At 42.5% G+C, this 17019-nt stretch carries 13 protein-coding genes; 10 read left to right on the top strand and 3 right to left on the bottom strand.

Annotated features, from left to right (window positions below):
* Positions 1 to 33: 33 nt before the first annotated feature.
* Positions 34 to 927, bottom strand: a complete 894-nt coding sequence (locus C0V77_RS02680) for a PIG-L family deacetylase (RefSeq protein WP_101724755.1) — start codon at positions 925 to 927, stop codon at positions 34 to 36.
* 314 nt (positions 928 to 1241) lie between these two features.
* On the opposite strand from C0V77_RS02680, the gene C0V77_RS02675 reads away from it, so the two are divergent.
* Complete coding sequence (locus tag C0V77_RS02675; protein ID WP_101725034.1) at positions 1242 to 1535, top strand: putative quinol monooxygenase; 294 nt, start codon at positions 1242 to 1244, stop codon at positions 1533 to 1535.
* Between the two features lie 43 nt (positions 1536 to 1578).
* Positions 1579 to 1791, top strand: coding sequence for a hypothetical protein (locus C0V77_RS02670; RefSeq protein ID WP_101724754.1), 213 nt, complete (start codon positions 1579 to 1581; stop codon positions 1789 to 1791).
* 4 nt (positions 1792 to 1795) lie between these two features.
* On the opposite strand, the gene C0V77_RS02665 is transcribed toward C0V77_RS02670, so the two are convergent.
* Entirely contained in the window at positions 1796 to 2656 is an 861-nt protein-coding gene (locus C0V77_RS02665; protein ID WP_101724753.1) for an AraC family transcriptional regulator, read from the bottom strand.
* A gap of 266 nt (positions 2657 to 2922) precedes the next feature.
* Between C0V77_RS02665 and C0V77_RS02660 the strand changes: the two genes are divergently transcribed.
* The 8 genes from C0V77_RS02660 to C0V77_RS02625 all read left to right on the top strand — a co-directional run bounded on the left by C0V77_RS02660 (position 2923) and on the right by C0V77_RS02625 (position 15318).
* On the top strand, positions 2923 to 5982 hold the full coding sequence (locus C0V77_RS02660) for a TonB-dependent receptor (RefSeq protein ID WP_101724752.1): 3060 nt from the start codon (positions 2923 to 2925) through the stop codon (positions 5980 to 5982).
* A 40-nt stretch (positions 5983 to 6022) separates the two neighbouring features.
* A complete protein-coding gene (locus C0V77_RS02655) occupies positions 6023 to 7720 on the top strand; it encodes a RagB/SusD family nutrient uptake outer membrane protein (protein WP_101724751.1) in 1698 nt (565 codons plus the stop codon).
* Between the two features lie 214 nt (positions 7721 to 7934).
* Positions 7935 to 9533: a vitamin K epoxide reductase family protein gene (locus tag C0V77_RS02650; RefSeq protein WP_101724750.1), complete on the top strand. Its 1599-nt coding sequence runs from the start codon at positions 7935 to 7937 to the stop codon at positions 9531 to 9533.
* A gap of 55 nt (positions 9534 to 9588) precedes the next feature.
* The gene (locus C0V77_RS02645; protein ID WP_101724749.1) at positions 9589 to 10881 is read left to right on the top strand and encodes a nucleotide disphospho-sugar-binding domain-containing protein; all 1293 of its coding nucleotides are present in this window, start codon (positions 9589 to 9591) and stop codon (positions 10879 to 10881) included.
* A 102-nt stretch (positions 10882 to 10983) separates the two neighbouring features.
* The gene (locus tag C0V77_RS02640; RefSeq protein WP_143705993.1) at positions 10984 to 11265 is read left to right on the top strand and encodes a hypothetical protein; all 282 of its coding nucleotides are present in this window, start codon (positions 10984 to 10986) and stop codon (positions 11263 to 11265) included.
* 320 nt (positions 11266 to 11585) lie between these two features.
* Positions 11586 to 12470, top strand: a complete 885-nt coding sequence (locus C0V77_RS02635) for a sugar phosphate isomerase/epimerase (RefSeq protein WP_101724747.1) — start codon at positions 11586 to 11588, stop codon at positions 12468 to 12470.
* Between the two features lie 114 nt (positions 12471 to 12584).
* Entirely contained in the window at positions 12585 to 13934 is a 1350-nt protein-coding gene (locus C0V77_RS02630; RefSeq protein ID WP_101724746.1) for a DUF1080 domain-containing protein, read from the top strand.
* A 49-nt stretch (positions 13935 to 13983) separates the two neighbouring features.
* A complete protein-coding gene (locus C0V77_RS02625) occupies positions 13984 to 15318 on the top strand; it encodes a Gfo/Idh/MocA family protein (protein ID WP_101724745.1) in 1335 nt (444 codons plus the stop codon).
* 59 nt (positions 15319 to 15377) lie between these two features.
* Here the strand turns inward: C0V77_RS02625 and C0V77_RS02620 are convergent, their stop codons facing one another.
* Positions 15378 to 16928 carry a long-chain fatty acid--CoA ligase gene (locus C0V77_RS02620; RefSeq protein ID WP_101724744.1) on the bottom strand — a complete coding sequence of 517 codons (1551 nt, stop codon included), beginning with the start codon at positions 16926 to 16928 and terminating at the stop codon, positions 15378 to 15380.
* Positions 16929 to 17019 lie beyond the last annotated feature (91 nt).

Raw genomic sequence — 17019 nt, 5'->3', positions numbered from 1 at the left:
TTAGGAATCTGATTTTCTGAACATGGCGCAGGTTTATTTAGTAGGGAAACCACTGCTCTTCAGCTGGTCAAAAAACAGGCGGGTCTTCTCTAAATGCTGCTCACTATTAATGGCAAAATACCAGAAAGTTTCCAGTTCGCCCTTATGCATGGCCGAGTTCATGTCTCCGCTTTGCGACTTATGGCAGGCTTTCACCCAATCGGCCACTATCATGTAGCTGTGTTTGTTGTTTTCACCAAAGCCGTATGCCCTGTCAAAATAAAACACAGGCGCCGATTCCAGAATCTTTGTTTCGGGATAATTGTCTAAGCCGCTGAACTTAAACGTGTAGTCACGCGTGGTTGCCAGGCCACCCAGAACAATCGGTTTTTGGCCGCCTTTCATGCGTTGGGCTGCACGCAATGCCATAATTGTGGCCGATTTATGGTGTGCATGCTGGCCAGCATCAGGAACCAGACAAAAAATGTAATCGTACTGGCCCTGTGCCAGAATTTTATCCAGTTTTCTTTCAATAAATGCTATCTCCCAGCGCTCGCCCGATAAAAACGGTTCGGGGTTTAGTTGATAAAAATCATCAATCTGGTCGAAGAAATAAAAATTCCTGATGCCCATCACCTCGCCTGAACACATAAGTTCTTTTTTCCGGATGAGCGGCAGGTAGGTGCGTCCGGTTGCCGAGTCGGTCATGTTTTTGCCATAATAGCTCGATGCCACCAGCCCGTTATAACCACCTGAGCCATCGGTTATCAATGCCAGGTCGGCGGTGCCTTTCATTTCATGAGTTATTTTGAAAACCGTAACCGGAAACATGGTTTCGTCGTCCGGATGTGCCGTTACTATCAACACTTTTGGCCCCTGGCTGAAAGCGTTCAAGGTTAAAAAAGCAAGCACAAAGAAAATGAACTGGGTCTGAATGGCGTTTTTCATAGGTTAATAAAATCAGGTTTAAACTTTTGGCGGTATTGCTATTCAGAAAACGTATGTAGAGTAAAAATATTCTTTCGGCTATTTTATACCAATGCGTAAACGAACCGTGCAAATTGCAAAAACAGTTAATTTTAACCCAATAATATCAGAAAATCGCAAAACATTTTAAAAATTTATGACCTGCTTCACGTACCTGCTATAAACATTACTCTGCTAAGTAAAAAAGTACTATCACTGGCGCTTATTATTACAGAATATAGGCTGATTGATAAACAGAAATGTTAAATTTTTATATTTTTGTAAAAAACTACCCTATGCTTGTCAGATACGTAAGAATGACTTTCAAGGAAGAAAAAGTGCCGGAGTTCCTGCATATTTTCAATGGCTCAAAAGAGCAGATTAGAGCAATGCCCGGGTGTAGTTATCTTGAACTGATGCAAGACCTGAACCAGCCTAATATTTTTATGACCCACAGCCATTGGGAGTGTGAAGAAGCCCTGAATAATTACAGACAGACGGCGCTCTTTAAAACCGTATGGGCCCATACAAAAGCACTTTTTGCCGATAGCCCGCTGGCTTTTTCTGTTGAAAGTGTAATGGTAGTGTAATTTTGCCGGAATCGGTTCGTTCCAACTGAAACAGACTCAATCAATGAAAAAACTGATAATACTATTTATTGCCGGGGTTTTAACCGTAATTCCTGAGTTTTCGCAAGCCACAAGTGCAGCCACCCCAAGCACAGTGAACGTAAAAGAAGAACTCGGCAAAGGCCGCAGAAAAAAAAGTGGACGCTACAAAAAGAAAAAGGGTTTTATGTGGGGCTTGTTTAAAAGTAAAAACCAATGCGACTGCCCCAGGCACTAGGCTACTACAGAAACTTGGTGCGGTAGTTGAGCGGTGTTATCTTCTTTATAGCTTTAAACTGCCTGTTAAAGTTAGACAAATTGTTAAACCCGCTTTCAAAAGATATTTCGGCCACACTCATTTTGTCGGCCATCAATAATTTGCAGGCATGTTCAATGCGTATTTCGGCAAGAAACTGAGAGAACGTACGTCTGGTTCTTTTCTTAAAATATCTGCTGAAGGCAGACTCGCTCATGTTGGCCAGTTCAGCTACATCACTCAATTGAATCTCTTCCTGATATTTCAGCATTACATATTCAAATACCTTGTTCATTCTGGCCGAATCTACTTCATTTCTAAGCGATATCGGGTTTGTTGTTAAATCCTGTTTGTCTTCACTCTCGCTCAGAATAATCAGTATGGCAATCATTTCCAGCAGGCGGCTCATACCACTCAGATTCGGCAGATTCTTAAACCTGGGTTCTACCTTTTGCACAGTTTTAGCCCCAAATGTTAGCCCTCTTTTAGAGCGCTCAAGCAATGCCTTTATGGCCTGGCTTTCAGGTATCTCCAGAAACTTTTCGCCAAGAAAATCCTCCAGAAAATGAATCACCAGCGACCTCGCCTTCAGGCCGGAGTTTTTGGCATAAAATTCATCATCATTTCTGTAATAGTGCGGCAGGTACGAGCCAATCATGCACAGGTCTCCGGGGCCGTAGTCAGTGATACTGCTGCCTATAAATTTCTTGCCGGTGCTTTCAAGAATCAATACAATTTCGTATTCGGGATGATAGTGCCAGGGGGTTGGAAAGAACGGACACTCCTGCACATACAGGTTAAAAGAATAGTCAGCAGGATTAGATATTTTCAGTAATTGGGGCTTCATTATTTGGTCGCTATTAATGCCTGGTCAGTCTACGCTCTAAGTCTTTTTATAGCAATTTTTAAAAAACATGTAAATATAGTATCAAAATCTGTTAACCAGATGTTCCATTGCTTAAATGTTTGCATTAAAGGTCAAAAAAATATTAGAAAATGACTAAATTTTAGTGGTAAAAGCCTATACCGATTTGTAGTTTTGTAACTATTCCAATAATAAATTTTCATATTTTTAGCGGAAGCCTAATTTTATATTAACCTTATTTATTTTGTATGAAACAATTACTACAAAAAATGTTGCTGGTATTTACTTTATGTCTTTGCATACAGTATGTACATGCCCAAGGCCGGAGTGTGTCAGGAAAGGTATCTGATGCAGGCGGTATGGCTCTACCGGGTGTTAGCGTTACTGTAAAAGGTACTACGCAAGGCTCAATTACTGATTCTGATGGTAAATTTTCGGTGCAGGCTGCCAACAATGCCGTTCTGGTATTTAGCTACATTGGTTACAAAGCATTAGAAATCAATGTAAGTGGCAAAACCACATTAAATGTTACTTTAGAAGAAGATGCCGCAGCCTTGAGCGAGGTAATTGTGGTTGGTTATGGTTCTCAGAAAAAAAGCCAGACCACGGGGGCTATCTCGCAAGTAAGTGCCAAGCAGATTCAGGAAATGCCCATCACCAGTTTAGGCCAGGCCATGCAGGGCCGTGTGGCAGGGGTTGATGTTTCGCAGTCTGGTTCTAAACCCGGTTCAGTGCCAAAAATTCTTATCCGTGGCCGTCGTTCGTTCAATGCCGGTAACGACCCTCTTTATGTAGTAGATGGTATTCCGCTTTCTGCCGGTTATGAAGACCTGAACCCAAGCGATGTTCAGTCTATGGAAGTGCTGAAAGACGCTACTGCTACCGCCATCTACGGAGCGCGTGGTGCGAACGGTGTGGTATTGGTTACTACCAAAAGAGGCGCAGTAAAAGGAAAAACCACTGTAAGTTTTGATACTTACGGCGGCGTATCTACTCCTTTAGACAAAATTAAGCTGTTTAGTGGCCCTGAGTTTCTTGAATATGTCCGTGAGGCGTATCGTGCCACCAACCTGTATAAAGATGCTAACGGCAACCCTGTACCAACCGGTGTGGGCGACGCCGCCGCAGATGCTAAAGTTGCTGTATTGGGTGGAGACCCTGCCGTTGCCAAAGGTATTGCTAACGGAACCAATACAGACTGGCAGGATTTGATACTGCATAACGGAGTAATGCAAAATCACTCTCTGGGTATACAGGGAGGAAATGATAAAACCCAGTTTTATATTTCAGGTGGCTACTTTCAGGATAAAGGAATTTCGGACGGGCTTGATTACACCCGTATGTCTCTGAGGGTAAATCTTGACCATAGCATTAACGACCGTCTGAAAGTGGGTATCTCTTCTTATACTATGTATAGCATTCGTAACGGAGAAAACCTGAACCCTTATGGCTTTACAATTCAGCAGAACCCATTGGCGTCACCTTATGACGACAAAGGAAATATCATTTTTTCGCCAACCAACGATGCCTTGTTAACCAACCCTCTGGCAGAAGTTGTTCCGGGTGCCCAGGTTGACCAAACCAAAAAATACAGAATATTTAATAGTATTTATGCTGAGGTAAAAATCCTTGAAGGTTTAAAATATCGTGTTAACTTTGGCCCAGACTTTACAATTTCAAGATGGGGTAGATTTATTGGCTCTGCAACTAATGCCCGTAAATTAGGCGACCCGCAGGCCTCAACTCAAAGCAATATCGGGTTCAACTGGACACTCGAAAATATCCTGAGCTATAACAAAACTTTTAAAGGTAAACATAACCTGGGCGCTACTTTGGTTCACTCAATCCAGAAAGACGATTATCAGGTTTACAGAACGGAAGTACAAGGGGTTCCGGCTGAGTCTCAACAGTTTTATAACCTGGGCAATGCCAGTTCTGTATTGGCAGTTGGTAGTGGTTTAACACAATGGACCATTAACTCATATATGGCTCGTATTAATTACGACTTCAATGATAAATATTTATTAACTGCTACTTTACGCCGTGACGGTTCAAGCCGTTTCGGTGCCAACACCAAATATGGTAATTTCCCAGGTATTGCGCTTGGCTGGAACATCAGCAACGAGCCATTTATGAAACAAATATCGTGGTTAGACCTATTAAAATTGAGAGCCGGTTATGGTGTAGTAGGTAACCAGGGGGTAGCTCCGTATCAAACCCAAGGTTTGTTGTCAAGAACGGCCTATGCTTGGGGGTCTGTGGCAGCCTTCGGGTATAGACCAAGCACTATCGGTAATCCTGACTTGAAATGGGAGTCATCTTCTACTGCTAACATTGGCTTGGACTTCAGCTTGCTTCGTGGCAGAGTACAAGGTTCATTAGAATTGTATGAAACTAACACTACTGATTTGTTATTGTCTGACCAGCTTCCAGGCTCAATAGGCTTTGGTGCAGTAACAAGAAACGTAGGCCATACACGTAACAAAGGTATTGAGCTGGGTTTCACTACTGTAAACGTCAATTCTTCAAACGGATTTAAGTGGACTACCGACTTTACGTTTACCAAAAATAAAGAGGAAATCGTATCTCTTTATAACGGAAAAGTAGATGACCTCGGTAACCGCTGGTTTATTGGCCAGCCACTAAATTCATACTTCGACCTAAAGAAAATTGGCATCTGGCAAACAGGTGAAGAAAGCCTTGCCAAATCTTATGGCAGTGAAGTGGGTCAAATTAAAGTACAGGATACCAATAATGATGGTAAAATCAATGCTGACGACCGCGTGCTTTTGGGTTCTGATATTCCAGATTTCAGTGCCGGGTTCACTACCCGTTTCGAATTTAAAGGTTTTGACTTGTCGGCGTTCTTGTTTGGTCGTTTCGGCAATATGATTGTGAGTGGTTTCCATCAGAATAACAACGCATTGGCAGGTCGCTACCAGCAGATTAAAGTAGATTACTGGACACCTAACAACCCTACCAATGAATTTCCGAGACCAAAGAGCACACAAGAGTTTCCGGTTAATAACACCACCCTTATTTACTTTGATGGCACCTTCGTGAAACTAAGAAATATTAATTTCGGATATACTTTTTCACCTAAAATTGCCAAAAAACTGGGTATGGAGTCACTTAGATTATTCTCAAGTATTCAGCAACCTAAAATCTGGTCAAAATACCGTACCAAATATAATGGCATAGATCCTGAAGCCACCATTACATCATCTGGTAACGGTACTACTAATGTGGGCTCTGGTGTTACACCTGCCACTACGGTTACAACTTTTGGTCTGAATGTCAGATTCTAAGTCGAAAACAATTATTCAGGAATTTTAAAATTTAAATAAAATGAAATTAAGAAATATATTAAAACCAATCAAGATATTAGGCATGATGTCTGTAATGCTTGCCTCTCAGTCTTGTGAAGATTTACTGGTTGAAAAGGTAGTTTCTGGTATTGGTAACGACTATATGAATACCCCCAAAGGCTTTGAAGATGCTGTTAAATCTGCTTATTCTTCATTGAGAAACTACTATGGTACGCAACCCGGCCTTACCATTACCGAATACGGTACTGATATCTATGCCACCGGCGCTGATGGTAGCTTTAAGGGTTTCCATTTTTATGATACCCAGTTGCAGGGTGGGGTTGGCTCGGCATCCGGCGACTTGCTTGCGGCACTTTGGGACGAGCTATACAGAGGAGTTAACACCTGTAATGCCATTATAGAAAGAGCACCCAAAGTTACGCTTTCGGAGGCCGTTCTTAAGCAAAGAGTGGCAGAAGCAAAATTTCTGAGAGCCCACTACTACTATTTGTTGCATCAGCAATTTGGTGGGGTAGATTTACGCCTGACCGAGACACTTGTACCTACTAAGGATACCAAAAGAGCTACGGATGCAGAAATGTTTAATGCCATTATCAAAGACTTAACCGAGGCGATACCAAATCTTGAAGCAAAGTCGCAGTCAACCGACTATGGCCGTGCCACTAAGCCTGCCGCTGAAACGCTTCTGGCTAAAGTATATCTGGTTAAGGCTTACTCAGCCCAGAAGGCTGCCGATGATTTCACTAAAGCAGCACAGTTGTGTAGCGGTGTTATTAACAATTACACCTTTAAATTGTTGGATGATTTTGCTCAGGTGCATGACGAAAACAACCAGGTTAACTCTGAAGTTGTATTTGCAGTGCAGTACACATCAGACCCATTGACAAACCTTACCAACAACACCGGTGCCGTAAATGGCGGCAATAACCTGCACCTTTTGTTTGGTATGCAGTATGACGTACAGCCGGGTATGAAACGTGACGTTTTCTACGGCCGGCCGTTCAAGCGTCTACGTCCGACTTCGTATTTCTTAAATACCGTTTTTGCAGACAGAACCAATGATTCTCGTTATAAGAAGACTTTCAGAGATACCTGGTTGAGCAATAACCCGGGTACTAACCTGAATGCATCTTTTGACGACTCTAAATCAAAATTGACATTTGCAGCCGGCGACACCGCCATCTTTATTCCGGGCTATGAAATGAGTAAGGCAGACCGCGCCAAGAAGAAATATCAGGTATTGGTACCAAGCGCTTATAACGAAGCCTTGTTTCCGACTCTGATGAAATTCTTTGATACCAAACGCCCTGATTTGACTTATGAAGCAGGTAGCCGCGATTTCTTCGTGTTTCGTCTGGCTGATGTTTACCTGATGCTGGCCGAGGCTCAGTTGCAGTCTGGTAATATATCTGAAGCTACTAAAGCTATTAATGCGGTGCGTTACAGAGCCGGATGGCCGGGCAAAAAAGACGCCATGTTGATTACCGAGGCCCAAATGAACTTTGAATTGATTATAGAGGAAAGAGCAAGAGAGCTGGCCGGAGAACAAATGCGCTGGCTAGACCTGAAGCGTTGGGGATTATTGGTAGACAGAGTGAAAAAATATAACCCTCAGGCTGCTCCAAATGTTGCAGACAAACACTATTTGCGCCCAATTCCTCAGACCCAGATAGACAGGTCAACCAAAGGAGCTTTTGCGCAAAACCCGGGATATTAATTAGTTTTGTTTCATCATAGTAGAATATCAAAAAGCTCTTCTCTTGGAGAGCTTTTTATTTAAATTTTAAGACAAATGTTACAGGTTTTATCCTGCAAAATAAAACCTGTAACTTCTTAAAATTATATATCAACAATTGTTATATTTGTACATATCCAATTGTAAACTGTACTTTTTTATAATTCACTAAATTTTTGCCGTGATTAAGAGACCAATGTTTGGTACCTCCCAAGACAATACAATTGCAGTACTGTCTGAATTGCTAAGAGTGATAAATGTTTCTGTGACAAATGCTACCCTGACCGAAACACTAAGGAGCCATCCGGGGTATCCTGGAATCGGAAGTTTAAGCGATGCCCTTAGCGAATTTAATGTTGAAAATGGCGTTTTCAGGCTAAGCAGGCAGCAATTGGCTGAAATTGAAAATCCGTTTATTGCTCACACCACCGTCAATAACGGGTATTTTGTTCTGGTTGTTTCCCAGAATAGTAATACCATATCTCTTTATAACCCGGTCAAGGGATTCTATAACCAGACGCCTGAAGAGTTTTACAGAGTCTGGTCTGGCTATGTGCTGATTGCCGAGCCTGATGAGAATTCAGGCGAGAAAGATTACAGATTAAAACGCAGGGTGTCTTTTCTCAATAGCTTACGTATACCCACCGTAGTTATTCTTGCGCTTTTGGTACTCCTAACAGGAATTGCCAGCTTTGAAGGTAGCCTGCCCTGGCTTTTTTATGCATACACCATTACTAAAACAGCAGGAACATTCGTAAGTGTTTTGCTAGTCATTAATCAATATGGAAAGATAAGTGCGTTTCTGAATAAAATTTGCCATATTAACCAAAAGTCAGATTGCGCTTCAGTTATTTTTTCTCCCTCTGCCACAATCTTCAGGGTTTTCACCTGGTCTGAGGTTGGCCTGCTCTATTTTGCAGGGGGGCTTTTTACAATAGCCATTGCAAAGCATATTGCAGAAAGTTTGCCTTATCTCCAGATGCTCACCTTAATAGCCTTTCCTTTTACCTTCTGGTCAATCTATACCCAATGGCGGGTCATCAGGCAGTGGTGTACTCTTTGCCTGGTAACTCAGGCTTTGCTTATCATAGAGTTTCTGCTGGTTTTATCAATAAATCACCAGGCAGTAATTCATTTAAGTGTAAAAGGGTTGTCGGCCATTTTTTCTGGTTTTGGGTCTGTTTTGCTTGTATGGTTAGTTGTGAAGCCTACATTAGTAAATGCCACGCGCGGCGGTAAATCGGCAGCTGAATTAAATATTTTTAAAAGAAACTCTGAAGTTTTCAGGGTTTTACTTTACCAGCAACCCAGAATAGCAGAATTGCCGGAAGATATCGGAGCCATTCATTTGGGCAATCCGGATGCCGGGCATACGGTTACGCTTGTAGCAAATCTTTTCTGTAAAGCCTGCGGTAGTAAGTTTCTTGAGTTAGAAAAAATAGCTCGCAGCTCAGCAGACGTTAATTTCAGAATTATATTTTTAACCTCTTTTCAAAGCCCAGAACAACAGCATTTAGCGCTTTATGTTTTGCACTTACCAGCTAACGGGCAAATGGCAGCTATTAAAAGCTGGTATGAAAAAGATAATACCGACCCCGTTGACTTCGGACGGTCTCTATCAGCATCAAAAACTGAAAAGGCACGTATGTATCTGGAAAGACAAAATGTGTGGTGCGAAATAAACCGGGTAAAAACAACACCAACGCTTTTTTTTGATAACTACCTGGTGCCTGAAATGTACACCCTGAAAGACCTGAAACTTTTGACTGCAGAAATGCAAAATAAACCTGCCTAGCTGGCGACAGCGACAGATTTCAATACTTTATTTTTAGACTTAATGTTGTGACTGAATGAGAAACGTAGTTTTTATAATGTTGCCTTATCCCAGCCATTATACCAACAGCTTTAGTTATGCTCAAGCCTGGCAAAACAAGGGGTATAATGTGGTTTACGCCGGATTGGCGCCCCAGAAAGACCTGGTACAAAAGCAGGGCTTTCAGTTTCAGGAAATAAGCTATTCTGTAGAACATCCGGTTAAAACTGTCAGAGCCTTTGCGGGAATTTTACTGAAGTCAATCTTCTCTAAAGAAAATCTAGAAATTCGCTTTAATGCCTGGCAATCAAGTATAAAATCAGCATTAAACTTTATAGAAAAGTACCAGCCTTATGCTACATTTATAGATGCCCATCTTACGTATCTTTATTTTTACCTGTCGCCTATTACCCCAAATATTGCCATACTCAACACAAAACTATCTACTCAGAAGTCGGCCGGTATTCCTCCGCTGAACTCATCATTTATACCATCCGGGTCTGTGTTTTCAAGATGTTATTGTGAAGTGTTGTGGGCCAGCCACTTGTTCAGAAGAAGAACACAGGCGGTTATAAAAGCAGTAGCATACCTGAGAAAAGACCGGAACAGGTTTTTATGCAACTGGGCCAGAGAAACAGGCACCCTGAAATTAATAGATAAAAAGAATGGCCTGTTTAACAGTGTCAGCGAAATTCCAAGAGTGATACTGGGTCTGCAGCATTTAGAATTTGCGCACAAACGCACTTTCAGTAATGAATACTACGTAAATCTGCCAGTTAAAAGAGATGAATCAATGGCTATTTCAGACCACTATGTGGCATTACGCCAGCAGGTTATTGATTTAAAAAAACAGAGTAGTACCAGAGTAATTTATGTCTCATTTGGCACAATCGGGCAAAGTGAGATTAAACACATTGCAACATTTTTAAACAGTTTATTCAGGATAGCCCTAAAGTACCCGCAATGGTTTTTTATGATTTCTCTGGTAGGTATCAGAACTAATCCGCCAGCACTTGAAAATGTAAAAATATTGCCTTTTGTGCCGCAGCTGGATTTTTTAAAATATGCCGATGCCATGATAACCCATGGAGGAATGGGCAGCATTAAAGAGTGTGTTCAGTCGGGTGTGCCAATGTTGGTGTATCCGTTAGACAAAAAAATGGACCAGCCCGGCAATGGCGCCCGTGTGCAGGCTAAAGGCCTGGGCTTAGCAGGCAATATATCAAAAGATACCATGCCGGTAATTGAGCTGAAACTCAAAAAAGTATTTGAAATGAAGTATAAACCCATCATAAGTTCTACTGATGTGGAGGTTGATATTTTCAGTTAAGCACCTGAGCCCCATGACCCGGCTGTGTTTAAGTAAGTTTCTTTTTTAAAGGATTTGATCAGATCACATAAATTAATTTTCAACCGTTTAAACAGTACAAAAATGAAAAAATTGATGTTAAAATTTGCAGACAATTTGCTTTCAAAAGAGCAAATGAAAGGTGTAGTTGGTGGAGACTGGTGGGAAGATTACAATGCCATTACCTATGGTTGCCACGATTGTTCTGGCGGGTCGTCAACGCCTCCCACACCGGCTAACCCAGGGCACCCAGGCGGTGGCTGCACAAAAATAACTACTAAAAGCTATACCGACCCAGCTACGGGCTCTACCTACTATACCGAATACTACGACTGGGCCCCTTGTGGCACACCGGGCTATCACTGATAATGCCCATAAATCTAAAACCCTGTTTTGCTTGGCGGTACCCGGCTTGTCATGGTTCAGACAAGTAAGCTATGAGTAGAATCGGTTTTATCTAAAGGCACCCTGAGCTTTTGCCGAAGCATAGGGTGCCTTTTTTTATTTTTATGTGCATAACCAAGCATAAACAAATGTGGCGACTTTGTTCTTTTAAATGATTTTGTGGTGTTTGAATCGCATACATTATAAAGCAGTTGCAAAATTATGGTGGCCGATAGGTTCCTGATTGACTTTTTATTGCTATTTTTATAAATTAAAGTTTTACATATTTAACCCTATAAACCATGAACCGTAGAGATTTCCTGACTCAGGCATCATTACTCACAGCATCTTCATTTATTTCATTTGACAGCCTGGCGGCCAAAAGCAAACATAAAATGGCCTATTCGGCTATTACCTGGAACGGCAACGACCTCGTAGCTATCAAAGATATTGCCGCTTTAGGTTTTAAGGGTATACAACTGAGAGCCAACAGCTACGCCCCGTTTAAAGACAAACCCCAAGACCTTAAAGACCTGCTAGACCAGAATGGCCTAACACTGGCCATGTTCTCTAGCGGAAATGTCGGTATACAGGATGATATTTCGAAAGATATAGAGACCCATCTTAACCATGCCCGCTTTGTAAAAGCATTAGGCGGGAAGTCGCTACAGATAACCAACAATTCTCGTCCGAAAGACAGAATGCCTACAACAGAAGAGTTGAATAAATATGCCAATAATATGTCGGAGGTAGCCAAAGTGGTATTGCAGGAAACGGGCGTACAGCCAGCCTGGCATAACCACATGAATCAATTGGGCGAAACACCGGAAGAAGTAGAAATAATAGCTACAAAAATGGATACTAAATTTATTAAGCTGGAACTGGATGTGGCTCATTATACACAAGGAGGAGGAAATCCAGCCGAGGCGGTAATTAAGTATAAAAACATTTTGCATGCCACACACATAAAAGACACCAAACCTGTAGAGAGCAAATCGGGCTACCAATTTGTAGAATTAGGGCAGGGGCGTGTTGATTTTCCGGCTATCTTTAAAGCCTTAGAGAAGATTAAATTTAAAGGCTGGAATATAATTGAATTAGACTCTGTACCTGTGAAAGGCCGCACTGCTTTAGAAAGCGGGCAAACCAGCAAAAAGTATCTGGAGACAATAAATGTGAAATTTTGACCCATAAAGGTTGAATGTTTGTCAAATTTTATGAATTTTTCGCTAAATAGATATTAGACAGATTGATACTTAGCACTTAATTTTGATAGAAATTATTCAACTCTATTTTATTAAATGAAAAAAGTAATTATTGGATTCTTACTTGTGCATTCGTTTCTGTTTTCAGCAACTGCACAGAAATGGACAAGCCTGTTTAACGGCAAAGATCTGAAGGGCTGGAAACAACTCAATGGCAAGGCCAGATATACCATAGAAAACGGCGAAATTGTTGGTACTACAGTGGCAGACACCCCCAATTCTTTTCTGGCAACTGAGCAAGACTACGGCGATTTCATTCTGGAATTAGAATTGAAGGTAGATAACTCTATGAACTCGGGCATACAGTTCCGTAGTTTATCAAAACCCGACTACAAAGATGGCCGTGTGCATGGCTATCAGATGGAAGTTGACCCTTCAGACCGTGCATGGTCTGGTGGTATATACGATGAAGCCCGCCGCGACTGGCTCTACATCCCCAATGCAAACCCTGAAAGCAAAAAAGCATTTAAAAAAGGCGAGTGGAACAAATACCGCATAGAGGCTATCGGAAACATTATTCGTACCTGGGTAAATGGTGTGCCTGTGGCTTATCTGGTAGATGATGTAACCCCTAAAGGCTTTATCGCGCTGCAAGTACACGCTATTGGCAAAGATGATAAACCGGGCAAGCAGATTCGCTGGAGAAATATCAGAATCCAGACTGAAAACCTGAAACCCAGCCCGACAGACAATACGCCGGTAGTAAATCTGTTGTTAAATAACCTGTCGCCACAAGAAAAAGCCCAGGGATTCAAGTTGCTTTTCAACGGCAAAGACTTTACCGGTTGGAGAGGGGTTCACCAAACCAAAATGCCCGATAAGCATTGGGCTGTAATAGATGGCACCATTAACGTAAGCCCATCTGACGGCTCAGAAACCGGCAATGATATTGTAACAGACGAACAGTTTGGCGCTTTTGAACTGACCTTTGAGTTTAAACTGACAGAAGGGGCAAACTCCGGCTTGAAATACTTTGTAAATGAAGCCTTTGATTCAGGCGGTAAATCGGGCATTGGCCTTGAGTATCAGGTATTAGATGATGAACGCCACCCGGATGCCAAAATGGGGGTAGTAGGTAACCGCACATTGGCAAGTTTGTATGATTTGATACCATCTTATAAGTTAGACAGACGTTTCCAGCGTAAAATCGGCGACTGGAATCAGGCACGTCTGGTTGTGTATCCAAACAACGTGGTGCAGCACTGGCTGAATGGCTTCAAAGTATTGGAGTACGAAAGAAAAAGCAATATTTTCAACGCGCTAGTAGCCCGAAGTAAATATGCGAAGTATAATAACTTTGGAGCAGGTGACAAAGGCAACATTCTGTTGCAGGACCACGGCAATAATGTGTCGTTTAAGAATCTGAAGATTAGAGAATTAAAATAAGTAGTATAAACACTAACATCTGTTACTTATATTCAATCCAAATAAAACTATGACAACCCGCAGAGATTTTATTATTAAATCAGTTCTGGCTACAGCAGCCACTGGTTTTTCGGCAAAGAGTTATGGCAAAATCATAGGAGCAAACGACCGCGTACGCGTAGCTTGTGTGGGGTTCTCTGACCGCCACCGTTCTTCTCATGTTGGCCCCTTCAAAGCTTTACAAAAACAGATGAATTTTGAAATGGTGGCTCTTTCTGACATCTGGAACCGCCGCCGTGAAGAAGGAAAAGCGTATTTAGATAAGCAATTGGGAAGCGACGTAAAAGTTTTCCGTAACAATGATGAGCTTTATGCTTCTAAAATGGTAGACGCGGTGTTTATCTCTACTGCTGATTTCCAGCACGCTTTACATACCATTGAGGCCGTAAAAGCAGGTTGCGACACCTATACCGAGAAACCATTGGCCGAAACCATGGAAGACAACCGCGCCGTATTGAAAGCCGTGAAAGCCTCAGGTAAAATTGTACAGATTGGCTCGCAACGCCGTAGCGGTGAAAACTATTTTGCAGCAGAAGACTTCATCAAATCTGGCAAGTTCGGCCCGATTGTAATGGTTGAACTGATGTGGAATGTAAACCAGCCTGGCCGTTGGAGAAGACCTGAACTGACAAAAGATTTGAAAGAGTCTGACGTTGACTGGAAACGGTATCTGATGAACCGTCCGATGGTTCCGTTTGACCCTCGTAAATATCTTGAGTATCGTTTATTCTGGCCTTATTCATCAGGTATTCCAGGCCAATGGATGAGCCACCAGATTGATACCGTACACTGGTTCTCTGGCTTGCCGCATCCTCGTTCGGTAGTTGCCAACGGTGGTATCTACCAATGGAAAGACGGCAGAACCAACGCCGATACACTTACTGTAGTGTTTGATTACGGCCCATTGAACGATAAATCATCTGGCTTCCAGGTGCAGTTTACTTCTCGTTTCTCAAATTCAGCCGGTGATACCAAAGAATTATACTACTCTAACGGTGGTATGATTAACCTTGATACCAACGAAATTACTCCAACCGGAGGGCTTCGCGAGCGTGAAGCCGCTGCAATGGGCTTAAAAGCCAATCTTTTACCAACAGTTAAGCTTGAAGGCACAAAGGTTGAAGCAGGTGCCAACACAGGTGGAGACTCACTTACATTCGCACACATTAAAAACTGGATGGAGTGTGTACGCAGCCGTAAAACCCCTCATGCCCCAATTGAAGCAGGTTATTCACACTCAATTGCTACTATCATGTCGAACGCAGCATACCGTACTGGTTTGAAAGTTACTTTCGACGAAAAAACGCAGGAAGTATTGGCCGGCGGCAAACCATTTAAATATTGATAGTTTATAGCGCATAATAAAACGGGGCTCCTCTCAATATGAGGGAAGCCCCGTTGTTTTCATCTGGCTCTCAGCTCCCGCTTCAATATCTTACCCGAGGCCCCCATGGGCAGGCTGCTCATAAACTCTATAATGCGCGGATATTTGTAGGAAGCAATGCGGTCTTTGGTCCAGGTTATCAGTTCCTTGTCTGTTACCTCTGCGCCGGGTTTCAACACCACACAAGCTTTTATCTCTTCGCCATATTCATAATCAGGTACACCAATTACTGCTACCATTGATATAGCCGTATGTTGCATCATCAGTTCTTCTACCTCACGCGGATACACATTATACCCCCCTCTGATAATCATGTCTTTGGTACGGTCTACAATGTAGTAATAGCCATCTTCGTCCCGGTAACCTACATCGCCAGAGTGTAACCAGCCATTTATTATTGATTCTGCAGTGGCGTCAGGGCGTTTATAATAACCTTTCATTACATTATGGCCCCGGTAGCAAACTTCGCCTTTTTCATTTGCACCCAGCTGATTCCCGTTTTCATCCATTATACAAACTTCAACGCCCCATACCGGCCAGCCTATTGAACCGGGTTTGCGTGGCCTCCCTTTCTGATTAAATGTAACAACCGGCGACCCTTCAGACATACCATATCCTTCCAGAATCGGCACATCAAACTTTTGCTCAAAATCATGTAAAACCTGTACCGGTAAAGCCGCTCCACCCGACATGCAGATTTTCAGATTATTCTTGATAGCGGCCATATCAAACTTATGGGTGTCGGGGTAGCTTAGTAACCCCCAATACATGGTAGGCACGCCGGCAAAATGCGTTATTTTCTCATTTTGCATAAGGGTAAGTACCATTTCGGCGTCAAAACGGGGTACCAGCACAGCGGTGGTTCCTTTATATATACTTGCCAGCATGCAGACTGTCTGGCCAAAAATATGGAACAATGGTAACACCAGCATCGATTTATCGTCAGCGCCTAAGTCCTGAAGGTCTTTGCTCAGTATGGCATTGAGCAGCAAATTAGAATGAGTCAGTTCAGCACCTTTCGGCCTGCCTGTGGTACCCGATGTATAGATGATTACAGCCGTATCGTCTGGCGAGGTAAAATAACTTTGAAACACCGGCGATTGTCCGGCCATGAGCGTACCCAGGGTTTGGGTCCCGGCAATAGGAGAAGCATCAGTAAAAGCCGGGGTAATCATAAAAAAATCTTTACAGCTTTCTGTCATTTCAAAACCGGCAAAGCCTTCCTGCGCCATGGGCATTTCGGGTGTTCCTGTAAAGCAAAAGTAGGCTTTGGCGTCTGAGTCCTGCAAGTGAAAAGCAATTTCCTGACGCTTGAGCAACACGCTCAGCGGCACTACAGTCGCCCCTGTTTTCAGAATGCCGAAGTATATCATCGGAAAATAAGGGAGGTTTGGGCAAGTAAGAGCTACTTTATCGCCATGCCCCACTCCCAATGCAGCCAAACCATTGGCAATTTGGTTGCTGGCTGCATCAAATTGAGCAAAAGTTATCCGTTTATCGGCAAAAATAAGGGCTTCTTTGTTGGGTGTTGAGCGGGCATGATGTTCAAGAATGGTTGATAGGTTAAACATAGTGTAACAGGGTTTATTGATTGTGCAATTTATAGATTATATAGTACTCTGAAAAGAATTGTTTGGCTATAAATTGAACCATTTATAGATA

Origin of the sequence: Emticicia sp. TH156, assembly GCF_002855535.1 — a bacterium.
GTDB classification, from domain to species: domain Bacteria; phylum Bacteroidota; class Bacteroidia; order Cytophagales; family Spirosomataceae; genus Emticicia; species Emticicia fluvialis.
The sequence above is the reverse complement of the archived record's forward strand: the minus strand, read 5'-3'. Positions and strand labels throughout refer to the sequence as shown.